Below are 18,865 nucleotides of genomic sequence, written 5' to 3' on the forward strand. Positions count from 1 at the left end.
GACCATCGGCACTGTAAGTCATATTCGTGGTGCGGTTTTCATCACTCCCCACAGGTGAAGCGACATAGTTTTCGATGACCTGCGTGCGTCGACCGGCATCATCGTAGATGAAGCGTGTGGTCATATCAGCGGGATCAGTGGTTTCAAACAGGTTGCCCGCTTCGTCGTAAGTCTGGCTGCTGACGAGGATGGTATCAGAACGAGCTGGAATGAGTGCAGGCCGCGTAAAAGTTGAACCGCCGTTGGTGCCGTAGTTGGCGGTGGCGAGAGTGCGGCCAATGCCATCGGCCCAGGCTGCGGAATAGGTGACGCGGGCCTTCGGACTGGTTTGGGGATCCCCCAACGCACCCGTCTGGCTGGCAACCGCATCCTGGAAACGCTGTTTGGCTATGGTGGAGAGAACATTCGAGGCTGCATCGTAGGTTGTCTCCGACTGCTCCATCACCGTGTTGTTGATGACATCGAAGATGTCGGCATAGGTCGCATCGGTACCATAACCGGAGTAGTTCGCGATATTTCGACCCACACCGTCGAATGTCGTTTTGCTGAACAGGGCAGATCCTGCGGGGAGAGTTTTGACAACGTTGCCACTGGCATCGTACCAGGTGTTGGAAACCAGACTATTGCCAACCGTTCCTGTCGCCGGATCCACACCGTATTGGATCGATTGATATGTACGACCCTGATTGTCGTATTTCGATTCACTCTGGCCGATCAGATTGCCAGTGATTGTTGTGTCGTAACGCTGCTGGAGGGTGATCTGATTGAGGTTGTCGTAGGTGACTTTAGCGAAGAAGTCGATCTCTCCATCTGTCGTCACCCGGCGGTTGCGCCAGTCGTAGGCAAAGCTGGTTATGCGACTTGTGGACGCGTCGACATGCTGGGTGACCTTGGTCAGGTTGCCATCGCCGCCATCGGTGCCACCGTCGTATTCGTTCGAGATGACGACGACCATGTTGTTGTCCGGATCGACACCGCCCCCTGTTGGATCCTGTTCGGTGGCCCCATCATCGTTGGTGCCGACGTAGGTGGCCGAGACGAGACCACGGGCATCGTAGACCTGGAACGTGATGGTTCCGCCAGGAGAAACTGTTCGGTTGCGCCGCTTCATGACGTCGTAACCAAAGGTCGTCTGGTCGTAGTTCGTGCCGCTGGAACCGGTGCCTGAAGTGGGAATGGAATGGTAGACCCTTTGGTATGCAACTAGGCAGCAATCGGTGTATTCGTAGGTCGTCCAGCGAGTGTATGACGACTGAGGGAACCCACCCAACGGGACTGTGCCGCCGGAATTTGTGGCGGCGACGTAAGCTGCCAGACTGTTTGCAGTGGTGGAGGCGATCGCCTGGATGCGTTCCAACACCTTGCCGCCCGCGTCGTAGAGTGTGATTGAGACCGGGTTGACAAGGAAATAATTATCTGTGGTCGGGTCTAACCAACCATTTGCCTGGTAAGTGATATGATTGACGTCATCGTAGACGGCAAATCCAGCCGTGCGGATGTTCGTGGCAGTTCCTTCAATATCAACCGAATGCAATGGGCCTAGCGTGAGAATCGTACGGCCTTGATCATCAACCGTCATGTCGGTGACAAGATTCAAACCGCCACCTGTCGGAGTCGTCCACCCGGCGGGAGCTCCTGATACAATTGTGGTGTTGACATCCTGAATCTTTTGGACAACCGCCCCTGTGGCTAAGTCGTAGACTGTATGAGTGATGTAGCCTCGCTCGTCCATGCTCCAGGTCATGCGACCGCGATCATCAAAGTACTCTTGGTTTGCCGCGGCGACACCGCTTCCATTTTGATCGGTCGGAATCACTGGGAGAGTGGTTGTGCGGAGCTTCATTTGAGTCGTGCCGTCGTACCAGGTGTACGACATCGTCGATTCAATGAGTCCGGTTCCGTCGTCATTGCGGAAGCGGGTCATTTTCGAGACGGGATAGACCGTGGCTTCCCCGGCAGTGCGCGAGGTGTATTCATAGGCCAGCTGGGGAACTGGATCTCCCGCAGTACCCTGCTGAAGTGCCTTACCAGAGACAAACCCTGCCGCCGCACCGCTTCCTGTGGTGGTGTAGTAGCTGGTGGTCGAAATGAGGCCTTCGTTGGTTTTGAGTTCAATGTCCAGGTCAGCCGCTGTATCGTCGTAACCGAGCACGGCTGAGGGGGATGCCTCCCATAGCACTCGATGATCGGCATCGTAATGATAGGCAGTGATCCAATGGTCGGATCCGTTCGAGAAGTCTCGAATGAGAGGTTGTCCGATGGTGTTGCTGTAGACTGTTAACTCCGTACCGTCAGGATAAGTTTCGACAGTACGAGTCGCCCATGCATTGGAGGCTCCATTCGAGATGCGGTTGGTGTAAGCGAATTCAAAAGTACGCGAACCTCCGTTGACGCGTTCCAAGGTCACAAGCTTTTGCTCATCGTATTCAAAGTAATTGTCAGCGTAAGTTGCCAGGATGCTGTTGCTCGTTGTTAATGGATCAACACTGTTGTTGACCATCTTCTGGAAAGTGCCTGGTTCGATCACATACTTGAGTGCATGAGCGAACCCATGGATATCTCCCGCCTTGTAGTAGCGGTAGTACATCGATTGAGTCAGCTCCCAGCCAGTACTGGTCGGTTCCTCCAATTCAACGAGTTCCAGATCACTCACGCTACCGTTCGCTGTCGTACCATCGTAGTAGCCGTACGTGGCCCGACGAACATCTTCCCAACCACCAGAGCCAAGTTCGCGGCGAAGCGTAGCGCTTGTCAAATTTCCTGATGTGGCATCGTAGGTGTAAACGAATGCTTCAGTCAGCACTTCCGCACCCACCATTCCAGTACGGCGGATTTCGGCAATTTTGCCTGTCGGCGTGTAAGACAGCACTTCTGTAATGGCACCACCGGCTTCAACCATTCGAGCGAATGCACCGGAAGGTGATGTGGTCTGGATGAAGTCATGAAACTCGAACTGAACACCATCTGGATAAGTGAGACGCAAAACGTGAGCAGAGGTGTCATGCTCCAGTCGAGAATTGCTGCCAAACTTGGGTACGAATTGCGGAGTCACTTTGTTGAACCAAAGTGAACTGGTTGAGGAGCGGATAACGACAACTTCTTCGACACCATCAACAATGTACGGCCAGTTGAATACCAGCCAACCGAACCCCTGACCCACATTCGTCGGAGTGGTGAGCTGGTTGGTGTAACTGCGCTGATGCATCCATCTCGCACCGAATCCGTTTGAACGAACGTCGATGGAGGAGATGCGTAAAGCTCCGTTGGAGTACTGCACCGGATTCGATGACTCTGTCGTCGGGCAATTCTGGCACTCTTCCTGTGAGCAGTCGCTGGGGGGGGTGGGAGTGAGGGGAGGCCCGCCACTTCCTGACGAGGAACTGCCTGAACTCCCGCTGGAGCCGCTTCCCGATGACCCGCTGCCGCTCGAATGGCTCGACTCCGACGAACTGCTCTCCGAAGAGGGAGAGGGGGTGCTGGAATGCGACGAGCCGGGCGCGTGGGAACTTGAGGGTGACGGACTCGAAGAATGACTGGAAAGGGATTCGCTGGAGCTGGGGCTCGCACTGCTTTGCGAAGAGAGGCTCTCTGACGACGGGCTGGCCGAGGACTGGCTCGACGAGGACGACGGCGTAGGTGAATGGCTACTTTCAGAAGACAGACTTTCCGAGGAAAGGCTCTCCGACGATTCACTCGATGGAGGGATGGGGGTGGTGGATGACGATGACGACGATGAAGGCGAGTGACTACTTTCCGAGGACAGGCTTTCGGAAGTCAAACTCTCCGACGAAAGGCTCTCCGAGGACTCACTCGATGGAGGGACGTCCGAGTGGCTGGATTCGGAAGGGTAGTAGCTGCTGCTTTCGCCGGGCATAAATCACTCCGTGGGTTGCACCGGCCCGTGGGGCGGCGACGTTGAGCGGTCTGGAGGCGGAGAGTCGTTTGGTTTCAGAGAGTCAGGCGACGCTGGCAACCATCGGTTGCAGCGATCCCCCTTCGTAGTAGCGTTCAATCGCGCGGATCACATCCTGTGGCGAGATCATGTGCATGCACTGTGCGATCTGAAGTTTTTCATTAACCTTTACTGGTCGGAGACACAGGCTTTGATCCTTTGAATCGCCGTCGCCGACAGGCTGACAGCGACTCTTCCAGCAACCGCCCTGATCACAGCAGGGAAGAGCACCGTTCGTGTGCAAAAACTGGTGGTGAGGATAGGCCTCCCAATGAGAAGGCTCTCGACCTCCTGCTATGACGACTGCCGCCCGATTCTTCGGGCGCCCTGGTTTCGTCTCAACTGCTGCAGCAAGATGCATGGCAAAGGTTACAGGGCAGACAACTCCATCTGCGTGGTGCATTAACCTCACAAACTGGCGCACATCTGTTTTTCCAATAAGATTAATGACGCCTCTTAACGGCGGATGCCAGTGGCCGGACTCACCGCATTGGACGAACTGAATTCGACCATGGAAGTGATCCACAACCTTCTGATAAAACTCAGGGTTCCACCATTTGGCAGTGAAGTCGAACTTTCCACCGGCCATCAAGATCCAGAAAGGCCCTCGATAGCCGGTTTCTTCGACCTGGCTCATCCACGACTTTTCCAACGGGGAGAGGTGAATATCTCCTTTGAACACACTCAGTGGAATTTTCAGATCCAACTGTTGTTCCAAGAACTGAGCATAGCCGTGAATGAAATGATAAGGGGCCGTATTGCTTGAGTTGATCAACGGATAGTGCATGTCAATGACACGCACGTCCGGATCCGCTTCATTAAATATCGAGACCCACGGATTGTGCTCCCACAGAGAGGAAGCGCTCGTGTCGACCGCCGTGAGGAATCGACCGGGATGCGCCCGATGCAGATCCCGAACCGCAGCAGTCATCATAACGATATCGCCGGGACTTAATCGACAGCGGAGCAGCAATCGTTGCGGCGAAGAAGGCACCCGTCGATCCTTCGAGGTGTTCGAAGCAGTGAATTTCTGTGAATTATTTGAGAACGGTAGTGACACATCTGGGAACAGTCAATATGAAATCCATCATGAATACCCTCCGCCCTCGAAAGACACGACACATGGAATACTCGCGAGCCTTCGCAGTAATCTCGAATTCCTGCTATTTTCCAGGGATTTTGGCCACTCTGGGAAGCATCTACGCCTACTACGGCCGCGACCTGCGAGTTTATGTCGTCGGGCATGGCCTCAGTGCCGCAGAGCGACAAATCTTGCAATCTACTAATCTAGGAGCTTCACTCACTCTCATTGATACCGAGGACTTTTCGAATCGACCGATCGGCTGCTGGGAAGCCAAGCAGCAATGCGCCAGCGAACTGGTGGGATCCGTCAAAACAATTTCGCTACTGGATGCCGATTTGATCCTACTCTCCCGGATCGACGATGTCTTCGAGTTGGCCGAACGGGGGAAGATCGTGGCTCCGCTGGATTGCGGGTCGATCGGATTCAATACCGACTACGATATTTATTCAAGTCGACTCGCAGGTTGTGTCCGACCCAACCTCAATACGGGATTCGTGACGTTCCATACCCGAATGCATTGGGATCTCGTCGCCCTCTGGGCCTTTACCAGCCGGTTCGGTGCCTACTCGCCCGGCCGGGGAATGCCCTTGAGCTTCCCCGGACATGGCGATCAGGGGATCTTCAACGCACTGCTCTGCCAGCTGCACAAGGACGACGCCGTGCATGTCCTGCCGGAGCGGACCTGGACGAATTCCGTGGGCTGGAACCGGGGGCATGGTCTGCGGATCGTGGCTCGTCACGGCCATCAGATCACCGCCGAACATCAGCCGGGAGGCCTTCGGCAGCGTGTCCTGCACAGCTCGGGTCCCAAATGGTGGACCCCGGAAGGACAACGGGCTTTCAGCTCCGCCGGTGACGTGTTGACCTGCTTCGAGGAGATGTCACGCATCGCCCTCCCCAACTCCCCCGCCAGTGAGCGAAGCACGCCTCGCACGACGGAAGCACCCCCTTCCGAAGTCTCGCTGGCCGTCTCCACCTAGACCCATGGCTCCCGCCGGAACGCCCCGAGGTTCCATGGTGTGACCAATTTGCTCTTCGACGACTACTGATTCACCTTTCCATCGCCAGCCCCAGCACGAGCCCCAACAGCAGAGGAATCAAGCGTTATGGAGTACGCCCGCGCGTTCGTCATCGTTTCCGACGATCGATACTTCCCCGGACTTCAAGCCGCACTGGGAAGTATCCACGCCTACTACGGACAAGAGATCCGTGTCTTCGTCGTCGGTCATGGACTGACGGCACCGCAGGTGGAGTCACTGAAGAACCACCCGCTGGGATCTGCCATTACCTTGCTCCGCACCCAGGACTTCGCCTCCCGGCCCAGCGGATGTTGGGAAGCCAAGCAGCTCTGCCTCAGCGAGCTGGTTGCGTCCGTGCGCACCGTCTGTCTGATGGACGCCGATCTGATCCTTCTCTCGCGGGTGGACGACATCTTCGAACTGGCGGAGCAGGGAAAAATCATCTCCTCGCGCGACGGAGAGGGGATGCAGTTCGGGCCCGAATACCAGGTTTACTCACCCGCTCTGGTGGGGCGGCGGCAGGACTACATCAACTCGGGATTTCTCACGTTCGATCTTCGCCGGCACTGGGATCTCGTTGCTCTGTGGTCGTTCACGGCTCGCTTCGCCGGGTACTCCCCCGGCAAGGGTTGGCCCTTCGCATTTCCGGGACATGGGGATCAGGGGGTCTTCAACGCACTGCTGGCCCTCCAACAAAAGTCTGATTTTCTGCATGCTCTTCCGGAAAGCACTTGGTGCAACTCTGCTGGATGGAAAGAGGGGCGAAAGGTCCGCGTTACACATCAGGAGGGGAACCGCTTGAGTGTGATTCATGAACCTGGCGGAGAAAAGCAGCGAGTTCTGCACAGTTCTGGCCCTAAGTGGTGGACAGACGAAGGTCGCACTTTCTTCGCATCTGCTGGTGATGTCCTGCGATGTTTTGATGCTATGCGAAAGATCACCGAGCCAACGATGGGCTCAAACAAAAACCTTGGAATCAATTCTCCCGAGGAGAGGTCAAAACCTGCGTTGAGTGTTTGTGTGGCGATCAAAAATCGCTCGAAAGTGAGTGTCGGGCTAGAGAGTCGGGAATTATTTCCCAACTGTATCCGCAGTCTGCTCAGCGCGTCGGCTGGCGGCTTGAAAATTGAACTCGTCGTGGTGGATTTTCAGTCGGACGATTGGCCACTCGAAGAGTGGTTCTCAAATTTGGTGGGTGACGTTGCTCATCAGTTAATCACTTTGCGGGAACCTTTTTCGCGGGGGCGGGGACTCAATGTTGCAGCATCTGCTGCACGATCTGATCGATTGCTGTTTCTCGATGCCGACATGCTTGTTGACAGTTCTGTGCTTGAAAGAGCCTACGAGGTCGTCAATTCCGGTCGAGTCTGGCTTCCCATCTGCGAATGTGTGAAGTCCGACGGGACCTTCGACAGTTGGGGTTTTTTGGGGAACGTGGCCTGTGATCGCGAAGTTTGGAATGCAGCAGGTCAGATTCCCGAGTTTTACAGTTGGGGCGGTGAAGACAATCTGTTTGCAGATCGCTTGCAATCCATCAAGCCGGGCATTCGCGAAGTCAGTCTCGGTTTCCGACATCAATGGCATCCCGAGTCGTTGCGACATGCTTACTACATTCGCCCTGCTCAGAGCGACTTCTTTCGAATAGATCAACAGGCTTCAAGCCCAGTCCAGCAATTGTTGCGACTCTCAGCACATCACCCGGAATGGCAGGGAGAGATACAGTTCTTCACAACTGGACGAATGGGGCGTCCGGGAGGAATGTTTGGTAGTTTCCAGGCCTCTCCCGAACAACTGACCTTACACTGGGATTCGGGACATTCTGATACATTTCGGTGGGATTCCACTGTCCAAAGATATGTGCATGATCTGCTGGATTTTTGGTTGGAACCTTTCACTTCTCTGGAATCCGTAGATATAGAACGTCTTTTGAACCGCCAAGTTGAAGCATTATCCCTAGAAGAAACTCCTAAGTCGTTTAAGCACCTCACAATACCACTTCCGGATCTACTCTCGCGCCGCGATCTTTTGCCTCGAATTCTGGTCTTTAGTTCTGTTGGTGATCGGGGAATTGCTGTTAACTCGTGGCTGGGGATCTCTTCTGCACGACAGGATCGACCATTTGATACAGCCATCGTCTATTATGGCAACTATCCGACCGGTGACTGGGCACAGGGACTCCGCGCACGCTCCTGCTATTTTGGGCGACATCGTGGGGGTAAAATTCAAAATCTCTCTTGGCTGATAAAGCAGCATCCCACTTTGCTTGAAGATTATGACTACGTGTTCGTTCTTGACGACGACTTACGCATTACGCCGGATACGATTGGGCGCGTAGTGCGAACGGCCCGGGAATTCGATCTCCCCATCTGTTCACCTAGCCACGACTGGAGAGGAAGGATTTCCTGGCTCCACATGGGAGCCCGCGGAAGTGGTCGCCGGGCTGCTGAACCTCCTGCTGGAGTGGAGTTAACCAATTTCGTCGAAGTGACTTGCCCGCTCTTTGAGACAGATGCTCTTCGCGAATATCTGAATCACTTCCTCTGGTGCGGTTCTGAATTAACCGGTTGGGGTGATGATTGGTTGATGACGGCGGCCTGTTTCCAAAAGAGTCGTCCCTTTGGCGTGCTTCACAACATCACAATTTGTAATCCCAAAGATCGGCCAGGACCCAACCCCCAGCTTCGTGAAATTGATCAACTGCATGCGGTGGAAGAGAGGCTGACAGCCTGGAAGCGAGTCAAGCAAAGATTGGGTGGCCGCCTTCCCGTCACAGAAGAAGTTCGCACGTGGCTACCTCGCCCACGCCTCCGCTGTGTCAATCTTCCACGAGCCACTGAGCGGAGAAAGCAGATCACTTGTGAATGGATCGATGGATTAGGATTCCCCATTAAGTTCTTTCCGGCATTTGATCGGCGGGAATTGGAAAAAGGCCGAAGTTTTTTCCAATACGAGGATTCAGCTGCCATCAACAAGATTGGGCGCCCACTTACAGCAGGAGAAATTGCTTGTGCAAGTTCACATGCTCTGGTGATGCGTGAAGAAATGGAGTTCACGGGTCCTGAAGGAGTCATAATCCTCGAAGACGATGTGACGCCTCGATGGGGTGCTGTCGATCTATTCGAGCGATTGAAAACTGCTGCCGCTGCCTTACCTGGTGTCGAAGCCATCGCCTGTCATGAAGCTTTGGATTCTTGGGAACGAGGTGAAAGCTGCGGAGAAGCCGTTCGAGCCCTGAGTCCACCCTGGGGAACGCATATCACTTGGTATAGCCACGCTGGCCTCTGTCGAGCCTATGAGTCGCTCATCAAGTTCGATCAACCTGCGGACTGGATCTGGCGAGAGTTCTGCTCGCGGGGAGCTTACGCTCTCCTCGATCCGCCAATCGCCCAACATCAGGGCGACTCGACTTATGTGGGAAATGATTTTCGCGGAATGGTGCGACCCTATCGAGAGTAGTTGTTGTATGTGTGTGGATGCTGTAACAGGATGATCTTTTTTTGGTGTCTTATGCAGATCATTTAATGGATATACATTTTATCTCCTGATTTTTCATACCAGGTTGGAAGGCAACTCATGAATCTTGACCTAACTCATGAACGAGTTTGTGTGACAGGAAGCAGTGGATTCGTTGGCCAACATGTTGTTCAAATTCTTAAACGACGAGGATTGCCGGAAGAATCCCTACTTCTGCCTCTGCACAAAGATTTCGATTTAACAGACGAGCAAGATGTTCAACAGATGTTTGCTGAACTCCGACCATCGGTCGTAATCCATCTGGCTGCCCTCGTCGGCGGGATTGGAGCCAATCGCAGTCGCCCTGGTGAATTCTGCTACGCAAATCTGGCGATGGGATTGCATTTGATTGAACAGGCAAGAATACATCATGTACAACGGTTTGTGCACGTCGGAACAGTTTGTTCTTACCCTAAGTTTTGCCCAACACCATTTTCCGAATCACAGCTTTGGGATGGCTATCCAGAAGAAAGCAACGCGCCCTATGGCATTGCAAAAAAGGCCCTGATCGTACTCTTGGACAGTTATCGTCGTCAGTATGGTTTTTCCTCGGCCGTCGTTCTCCCCACGAATCTCTATGGGCCACACGACAACTTTAATGAGGAGTCATCACATGTTATTCCGGCCCTTATTCGGAAAATGATTCACGCCCGCTCCACTCACCAAAATGACATTGAGATTTGGGGCTCTGGAAAAGCCACACGCGAGTTTCTTTATGTCGCCGATGCTGCAGAAGGGATTGTCCGAGCGGCCGAACGCATTGATGATCCTTCGCCAATTAATCTTGGATCAGGGCAGGTGCTCACAATTCAGGACCTCGTTGAAGTTTTGGCAAAAGCTTGTCGCTTTGATGGTAACATCAGCTGGAATGCCACATATCCCGACGGACAACCACAACGACATCTTGATTCCACGCGTGCAACCCAGGTATTGGATTGGAAGGCGGGGACTTCTCTTGAGAAAGGTTTGGCAACCACTGTCGAATGGTACTGCCGTAAAATTGGATTTCAAAAATAGACAGTTTCTATGTTTTGGGCGGGCAATTGGCAAGGAATATCTTAGCCGATCCGACTCGTTGAAATTTCTCGTCATTCTTTTGGTATGAGTGCTGCTGACGAATACGAATCCAGAAATTTTGAGAGATCACGATGTCTTCTTCACTCGGTGAACCGATCTATGCTTTTGAGGCTCACCATCGAGACTGGAAAGGAGAGGTGTGCCTGTATGATGACGGAAAAATGGCCCGCCCAGGAATCGATCAAGGTCGATACGAATTTGAGAAACATCATCGCCTTCTCTTGAAATGGGATCATTGGTCTCCAGAAGAACTCATGTGGTGTGAAGAACGGCAAATTTATCAGAATCTGCAAAAAACTTTCTCACTACGCCCAGTTCCGGTGGATGCGATTCGATGGAATTTCGCGAATTTCTGGAGCGGCTTTGATGCACTCGCTTTTGAGCGTCACCTGCTTGGTGTTTCAGGAAATCACAAGTTTCGAATTTCCGAACAAAATCCACAGATCGTGTTTGAAAGTGTTTTCGGAACTCCGGGAAAGGGCCGCGAGCGTTGGCCAAAGGCGAGGCAGGTTTGGTACACGGGAGAAAATGTCGCTCCGCCGCTGAATCAGTTCGATAAATGTCTCAGTTTTCATCGGGATATCAAGGATCCAAGACATCTTCGCTGGCCCTACTATTTACTGCACTTGGCATCGTTGCCAATGACATTAAACGATCTTGTGAAGTGCCAATCGTCTGCCAGTACTTGGGCAGAACGCCCTGGATTTTGTGCATTCATCGCATTCAATGAGGGATGCCAGACACGAAATCGATTCGTGGAAAAGTTATCCAAATACCGCGGAGTCGATTGTCCTGGTCGTGTTTTGAACAATATGACATCCGAGACACTGGGCAAGCGGGGAAATTTTCATGGAAAAATCAGTTTTCTGAAGCAATACAAATACGCTGTGTGCTTTGAGAATACTTCGACCAGAGGATCTCAAGGATATGTGACAGAAAAACTGGTGGACGCCATGCTGGCAGGCTGCATTCCCCTGTACTGGGGCGATCTTCGTGTCGGGGAGGATTTCAATGAGAATAGTTTTATCAATCTTGGAGTATACGGAAATGATGTCAACGCGATGGTTCAGCATGTGATTGAACTGGATTCAGACGGACGACTTCAAAAGAATCTGCTCCAAGAGCCATGGCTTCCTGAAAACAAGATTCCTGAGCACTTTTCATTTGAGACCTCGAAGGATGCGATTCTGAAGCTTGTGGCAAATGTAAATAAATGACATTAGGTGTAGATCGCAGTTGTTTAAGCGTCGCGTCCGGAAAGGTGTAATGCTCATTACCTATCCCAAAAGGTAATCTTCTTAGGTGCTGACGACTTCACGGGCAGTCTAACACACAAGAAAAGATTTTTTGGGTTTCAGGTGTGGCGTTCGAACTGGTGAGGCGTCAGGTAGCCCAGGGCGGAGTGTTTTCGGTCGAGGTTGTAGTAGGCGATGTATTCGCCGATCTCACGCCGGGCCATTTCATGATGTTTGTATTCGGTCATTTGCAGTTCCGTCTTGAGCGTACCAAAGCATGATTCCATAAATGCGTTCTCATAGCAGTTCTCAGCCCGGTTCATGCTTTGCTGGAACCCGGCCCTGTTCAAGATGGCCCGGTAGCGACTGCTCGCATATTGGCCGCCCCGATCCGTGTGATGAATCACCAGAGGTTTCGGCTGACATTCCTGAATCGCCTTCTGCAATGTGGGAATCACCAGGTCTTCCGTCATGGAGGGCTCGACATGCCAGCCCACGATCCGGCGTGAGTATCGATCCATCAGAATCGCCAGGTAGCAGAACCGTCCATCTGATAATGGTAGATGGCTGATATCCCCAACCCACAGTTGGTCTGGTGAGTCCGGTTCACCGGCCTCCAGCAGCAGATTCGGACTGTAGCCCAATCGATGACGGCTTTGAGTCGTTCTGGGAACAAAAGATCTCGGCTGGATCGCCCGCAACCCCTGAAAAGCCATCAATTCTGCCACTTTTCGTGGAGAGCAGACCTCGCCTTGATCGGCCAGTTCTGCAGCAATTCGTCGTGCTCCATAACGCCTGCGATGCCTCCAGAAAATCGTTTGAATCTGCTGAGCCAACCGCTGATCACGTAAATTCCGATCTGAAGGAATTCTATTCTTCCAGGCGTAGTAAGCAGACCGGCTGAGTTCCAGTACCTCGCAGATCGAACTTGTCTGGGCACCTCTGGATTATTCGATACTTGGGATTGCGGCATAGAGATCGGTCACTCGTTGCGGCCGAAAATGGCTAACGCTTTTTTTAATATGTCCCGTTCGCGCACGACTCTCTGAAGTTCGAGCTCCAATTCGTGAACCTTCGCCTCAAGTGAGGTGGCAATGGGGCCTGACTGGACAAGTTGTGCCTGCTTCCAGCGGTAAAGAAGATTCGTGTTCGAAAGCCCGAGCCGCTACCGAGCCAGCCGAGTGCCCATCCAGCAGCAGTGCAACGGCCTCCCGCTTGAACTCCTCAGTGAAAGTCCTCCGAGTACGTCTGGCCATTTCTTTCTCAACTCTTTTGGACATTCAACAATCCTTTCCGGTCATTCCATTTTAAGATGTTGAACTGTCCGTGAAATCGTCAGCACCTCGGAATTTCTCTAATAACGTTGGGCTCCTGTCGGTTCCAGTCCTCCCCAAATGTCTCAGCAAGTATAACAATTCCAAGCAATTCGGGAGGAGAATTACCAGAAAGCCGCAGGCCAGGCTTTTTCGCATACCAAACTGTTGTGTCATTTTCACTGCAATCAGCGTATAGTTCATACCCCTTGTCTTTAAGAACGATCAAACAAGGGTTGTATGTGTTTCCAGCAGCGGTTATGTTTAGCGTGTTTGGCATGTTATGAGTGCCCCTTTCATTTAGTTTTTGCATTTCTTAAGTAGTCCTGCCGGAATCTGCCCTTCAATCAATATTTCATGATTTCTTATCATTGCGTCCCTCACATGTTGTGCTTCTTTTACTTCATCAGCTGTTCCTGCCATCATCCTCTGATAGACCGATTCGGGAGTATGTATCTTAATGATTCCATCTTGCTCAAGTTTATGTAACGCATCAAACTCTGCCTTGGAAATATAACGATTGTCGGGGGCGTCTGTGAATTTTTTTGCATCTTTAAGCATTGTTGTGAAGGAGGTGTATCGACTTGTGTCATTTCGCCGTTTTCGAAGAACATGTTCTGCAAACGTCTGTATTTTAGCTAGAGCCGCTTCAGCTAATGGAATTCCCACTGGACCACCATCCCAGAAGTCGTCAGCTCTAAATAATTTCCTCCCGAAGAAATCACTGAGGTCGATGTTGACTCCGCTGAAATTGACGGAAGCAGACTGCCGAACAAAGGTAACCGAAAATGGGAGGGAGGAGAGAGCGACATCGGCCCCTGTCTGAAAACAGGGCTTTTTGACGAAAATGATCACCTTGTCTGCTGTATCCGCCGCTACAAAGACCTCGCGGGCCACAAACTCGACTCCGTCTGCTCCTTCTTCAATACTCTTGTTGAGTGAAGTTACTCCACCGCGTACCTGCCGCTTCTCGGCCATGTGTTTAAAGGCAATCCAATCGATGTCCCAGGCCGGATTAATCGACGTATTACCGCGATCGAAATACAAACGCTCCCGGTGAGGGATTGCTTGCAACGCCGACTCTGTCCAGGTGTTTGCGATAGTAATGTCACAATAGTATTTTGTTTCGTTGCAGCAAACGGTCCCGGTGGAATTACAATGAACTTTATCGTTGCTTGTTGGAGCGGGCGTGGAGCAGTTTGTGGCAGACGTTGTGCAGGTCCCTGATGCGCCGCACGAGGTTGAACCGGCGGGAGCGGATGGCTGGTTTACTGGGGTGGACGGCTTGTGAGGCTGAGGATCGTTAGAACAATTTCTGTAGAACAGTAGGTCAATTTCGTAATTTTCGGCAGCATGTTGTAATGAACCATCTCGAAGCCATTCGACAATTTGTGTATAATGGACTTTGCAATTGGGATTTCGAAGCACCTTTCCGTCTACTCCCCCGGTATATAAGACATCTCTTGTAACATGGGAATTCGCATCGATGGTGCCCAATGATTCACATTTTGTTTTTCGTACTCCCCAAAAAACACCGGACTCGTCCCAACACAACTGAAGTTCCCCAGATTTTGCACCCGTTCCCCAGACGAGACGGTAGTTGATATTGGACTTTCCGCTCGGATCGGTCTGATTGACAGGATCATTTCCTACGTACCGATAGAAGTTGGAATCCCCAGCCTCCAACCCCAGCGGATCCTCAGAAGTGAAATTAGCTGCATGAGGGTCGTAGTCCCGCGCCCGCAGGTTGTACTCGCCCGTGGCCTCTTCTACCCGGTAACCCTGCGCACCGATCCAGGTGTAAGGATTCTCGGTGGAGCCGGTTTGCGCCAACGCCTTGCCGAACGCTTCATAGCTGTATTCATCAGTCAGTGTGCCCGTCCCGTCACTCAGTGAGCGGGTACTGCCGATGGCATCGAACTGGTAGAACGAGGTGTCTGCATCCTGGGTACGGCTCAGCACCATCCCATAACCGCCGGGTTGAGCGGTATTCTCTGCCAGCACCACATTGGTATCGTCGGTCTCTAGCAGAATGACCTGATCATCCCAGAGGTAACGGGTGGCACCGATCCCATCATCCCGCTGAATTTGCCGTTCATCGTTGGCTTTGTTAACCGGAGCCCAAGTGTACGTCAACACTGCGGATGTCGGGAGTTCCACGGCGATATTGTGGTTCAGTACATCGAACGTGTAGGTGGTGATCTCGCCAGTGGGTGTTTCCACACTTCGCCGGTTCCCTGCGAGATCGTAACTATACGTCGTGATGCCAGAGAGCGATTCCGCCATGAGCAGCTGATTAGCCGCATTATACACACTCGTCGTGATCCCATCACTGAGTGTTTCCAGTTTCAGCCGGTTTCCGCTCGGATCGTAGGTGAAGGTGTTTTTCACCTCGTTGATCCCGGTAATCGCTTCGCTCACCAGTTGACCCACTGGATCGTAAGTCCAGGTGGTGCGATCGCCGGTGCTTTCGACAACACTAACCTTTTTGCCAGACTGGTCATAATCATAAGCGAACGACTGGCTGATACTGCCGAGGCTATCCAGATGAATGACGACTGTGTTTCGCCCAGCGGCATCGTACGAAAAGCTGGTTCGCGTACCGTTCGCCACTAGCTGCCTCGTTACCTGACCGTTGGCATCGTAAGCCCAGGTCGTTCGCTGAGATTGAGGATTCACCAGCGAGGTTATCCGCTGGTTGGCATCGTAACTGTAGGTGGTCCGGACACCCCCTGGATGAATCAACCGGCTGCGCTGGCCCACAGCATTCCAGTTCCACTGCAGAACCTGCCCATACGCATAAGTAAGCGACACCACCTGACCAATGGGATCGTAAGTGCGTGTGAATCTGCCGACTGAAGTCCCGGTGATGGTGGGTTGTCCGGCGGCGTCGTAAGTCCAGGTGGTGAGGGAACCGGCGGCATTTCTCACCGCAGGTCGACTGGCTGCATCATACGTGGTGCTGACTCGTAGAGATCGTGGATCAATCTTGACGATCAACTTCCCAGTTGGATCGTAAGCCATGGTTGTACGAAGACCCAGTGGATTCACCTGCCGGATCTGTTGTCCAGCAGCATCGTAGACCATTGTTAACCGATGCGCCAGTGGATCGACATTGGCAATCGTCTGACCTGCCCGGTCATAGACTGTGGTCACTCGCCCGCCATTGGCATTGACCTGAGCGATGGTTCGTCCAGCAGCATCGTAGACAGTGCTACTGCGATATCCCAGTGGGTTGATCGTCGCGATTGTCTGGCTAGCCGGATTATAAAGAGTTGTGACGCGTTGCAGCAGTGGATTGATGGTGGCGATCTGCCGCCCGGCGAGGTCGTAGAGCATGGTGGATCGCTGGTTGAGTGGATCCAGCATCGCCACTGTTCGACTGGCAGCATTATAGATGGTAGTCGTTCGCCCATTCAGTGGATTGATGGAGGCCATCGCTCGACCGTCGGGATCGTAGAGTGTCGTTGAGCGCTGGGCGAGAGCATTCACTGTGACGATCGACTGCCCGGCCGGATCATAAATGGTGGTGGTTCGCTGCTGACGAGCGTCAATGTTAGCCAACAGCCTTCCCGCCCCGTCGTAGATGGAACTGGTGCGATAGCCGAGAGGATTAACCTGTGAGATCGTTTCGCTGGCCGCATTGTAGACCGTGGTCGATCGCTGATTCAGTGGGTTGATGATGGCAATGACTCGTCCGGCGAGATCGTAAAGAGTTGTTGTGCTTTCCAGCAGCGGGTTCGTTATTCGAAGTGGTCGTCCGGCCAGGTTGTAAGTTGTTGTGGTCCGGAATCCCAACGGATTCACCCTGGAGATTGCTTCACTGGCGGCGTTGTAGACTGTGGTGCTGCGATTACCCAGCGGATTCACATTCGCAATGGTTCTCCCAGCAAGATCGTAGAGTGTGGTGGTCCGCTCGTTGAGCGGGTTGATTCCTGCGATAACCTGGTTGGCAGCATCGTAAACGGTGGTTGAACGCCGGGAGAGGGGATCGATCGACGCGACGACCTGGCTGTTGGGGTCGTAAATGGAAGTAGTTCGATTTCCCAGAGGATCCACTGCGGCAATCACTCGGCCATTGGCATCGTAGACGGTGGTGCTGACTTCAGAGAGCGGGTTGATGTTCGCAATCGACCGGCCTGCGAGATCATAGATGGTTGTCGTCCGCTCAAGGAGTGGAGTGACACTGGCAATGACCTCGGCAGCAGCGTTGTAGATGGTTGTTACGCGATATCCAAGAGGGTTGACCCCAGCGATGTTTCGGCCTGCGGCATCGTAGACAGTCGTCGCGCGTTCATTCAAAGGATTGATATTGGCGATGGTGCGCGATGCTTGATCGTAGATCGTCGTTGAGCGGCGAGCCAATGGGTCAAGGCTGGCAATCGTTTCCCCGGCAGCGTTGTAGACCGTGGTGCTGCGATTACCCAGCGGATTCACACTCGCAATGCTTCTGCCAGCGAGGTCGTAGAGTGTGGTGGTCCGCTCGTTGAGCGGATTGATTCCTGCGATGATCTGGCTGGCGGCATCGTAGGTGGTGGTCGAGACATTGTTCAGTGGATCGATACTGGCTACCGCCCGGCCATCGATATCGTAGAGAGTTGTCGTTGTGTGGTTCAGTGGATCAATCTGAGCAACCGTGCGGCCAGCAGCATCGTAGACAGTGGTCGTCACTTCTCCCAAGGGGTTGATGTTCTCGATTGCGCGGCCAGCTACATCGTAGACTGTGGTAATGCGGAATCCTAAAGGATTTACAGTGGCAATAGAACGGCTGGCGTCATCGTAGACCGTCGTAGTGCGTTCACCCAGGGGTTGGATACTGGCAATGGCACGACCGGCAGCGTCGTAGAGACTGGTGGTGCGTTCGCTCAAAGGGTTGATACTGGCAATGACTCGGCTGGCCAGATCGTAGATCATGGATGTTCGCCGCCCCAGCGGGTCGATTTGAGCAATCGTCTGTCCGGCTTTGTTGTAGCAGGTTGTGCTGGTTTGATTCAGCGGATTGACACTTGCGATCCTCCTGCCCGCGAGATCGTAGATTGAGGTCGATCGCTGCGACATGGGATTCATGCTCGAAATCGTCCAACCGGCGGCGTTGTAGATGGTGGTGGAACGGCGGGCCAGAGGATCGACTGAGGCAATCGAGCGTCCAGCAGCATCGTAAACGGTCGTCGTCGATTGATTGAGTGGGTTCGTCGAGCGAACGACTTCTCCGGCAGCGTTGTAGGTCGTTGACGTGCGACGACCGAGGGGATCAATGGCCGTAATTGTTCGGCTGGCAGCATCGTAGACTGTCGTGCTGCGAAATCCGAGTGGTGTGACTGAAGCAATCGTGCGATTGGCGAGGTCATAGACCGTCGTCGAGCGTTCCGCCATCGGATTGAGCATTGCGACTGGGCGGCTAGCGACATCGAAGATTGTCGAGGCTCGATCCGACAGGGGATTCAATGAAGCGATAGTTCGGCTTTGGATATCATAAACTGTTGTATTTCGTTCCCAAAGCGGATTGATACTTGCCACCATTCGACCACCATCATCGTAGATCGTCGAATTGCGGTAGCCGAGAGGATTGATGGTGGCGATCGTCTGGCTGGCCGCCATCATCCAATGGTGGAGGCTGAACTTTAGCTCCTTGAATTCCATGAGCCGCATAAAGCACGGCAGTTTTCAAACCA

9 protein-coding genes are annotated in these 18,865 nt (G+C 53.1%); 5 read left to right on the top strand and 4 right to left on the bottom strand.

The window, feature by feature from the left end:
* Positions 1–3,205, bottom strand: a 3,205-nt coding sequence (locus tag A6X21_RS07505; RefSeq protein WP_165603715.1) for an RHS repeat domain-containing protein, incomplete at its 3' end; no start/stop codon positions are given.
* A gap of 43 nt (positions 3,206–3,248) precedes the next feature.
* On the opposite strand from A6X21_RS07505, the gene A6X21_RS24600 reads away from it, so the two are divergent.
* Positions 3,249–3,533 carry a hypothetical protein gene (locus A6X21_RS24600; protein ID WP_165603716.1) on the top strand — a complete coding sequence of 95 codons (285 nt, stop codon included), beginning with the start codon at positions 3,249–3,251 and terminating at the stop codon, positions 3,531–3,533.
* Positions 3,534–3,956: 423 nt separating this feature from the next.
* Here A6X21_RS24600 and A6X21_RS07515 read toward each other — a convergent pair whose 3' ends face one another.
* Positions 3,957–4,946, bottom strand: coding sequence for a glycosyltransferase family 9 protein (locus tag A6X21_RS07515; protein ID WP_068846992.1), 990 nt, complete (start codon positions 4,944–4,946; stop codon positions 3,957–3,959).
* A gap of 95 nt (positions 4,947–5,041) precedes the next feature.
* On the opposite strand from A6X21_RS07515, the gene A6X21_RS07520 reads away from it, so the two are divergent.
* The 4 genes from A6X21_RS07520 to A6X21_RS07535 all read left to right on the top strand — a co-directional run bounded on the left by A6X21_RS07520 (position 5,042) and on the right by A6X21_RS07535 (position 11,862).
* Positions 5,042–6,016, top strand: a complete 975-nt coding sequence (locus tag A6X21_RS07520; protein WP_131818239.1) for a glycosyltransferase family protein — start codon at positions 5,042–5,044, stop codon at positions 6,014–6,016.
* 126 nt (positions 6,017–6,142) lie between these two features.
* Entirely contained in the window at positions 6,143–9,511 is a 3,369-nt protein-coding gene (locus A6X21_RS07525) for a glycosyltransferase family 25 protein (RefSeq protein WP_068846994.1), read from the top strand.
* Between the two features lie 117 nt (positions 9,512–9,628).
* Positions 9,629–10,585, top strand: a complete 957-nt coding sequence (locus A6X21_RS07530) for a GDP-L-fucose synthase family protein (RefSeq protein WP_068846995.1) — start codon at positions 9,629–9,631, stop codon at positions 10,583–10,585.
* Positions 10,586–10,899: 314 nt separating this feature from the next.
* Positions 10,900–11,862, top strand: coding sequence for a glycosyltransferase family 10 domain-containing protein (locus A6X21_RS07535; protein WP_165603717.1), 963 nt, complete (start codon positions 10,900–10,902; stop codon positions 11,860–11,862).
* 137 nt (positions 11,863–11,999) lie between these two features.
* Here A6X21_RS07535 and A6X21_RS07540 read toward each other — a convergent pair whose 3' ends face one another.
* Both A6X21_RS07540 and A6X21_RS07550 read right to left on the bottom strand, forming a co-directional pair.
* Positions 12,000–12,803: an IS3 family transposase gene (locus tag A6X21_RS07540; protein WP_068846997.1), complete on the bottom strand. Its 804-nt coding sequence runs from the start codon at positions 12,801–12,803 to the stop codon at positions 12,000–12,002.
* Between the two features lie 690 nt (positions 12,804–13,493).
* Positions 13,494–18,842, bottom strand: coding sequence for an RHS repeat-associated core domain-containing protein (locus tag A6X21_RS07550; protein ID WP_068846999.1), 5,349 nt, complete (start codon positions 18,840–18,842; stop codon positions 13,494–13,496).
* Positions 18,843–18,865: the final 23 nt, after the last annotated feature.

Source organism: Planctopirus hydrillae, from assembly GCF_001707835.1.
Lineage (GTDB): Bacteria > Planctomycetota > Planctomycetia > Planctomycetales > Planctomycetaceae > Planctopirus > Planctopirus hydrillae.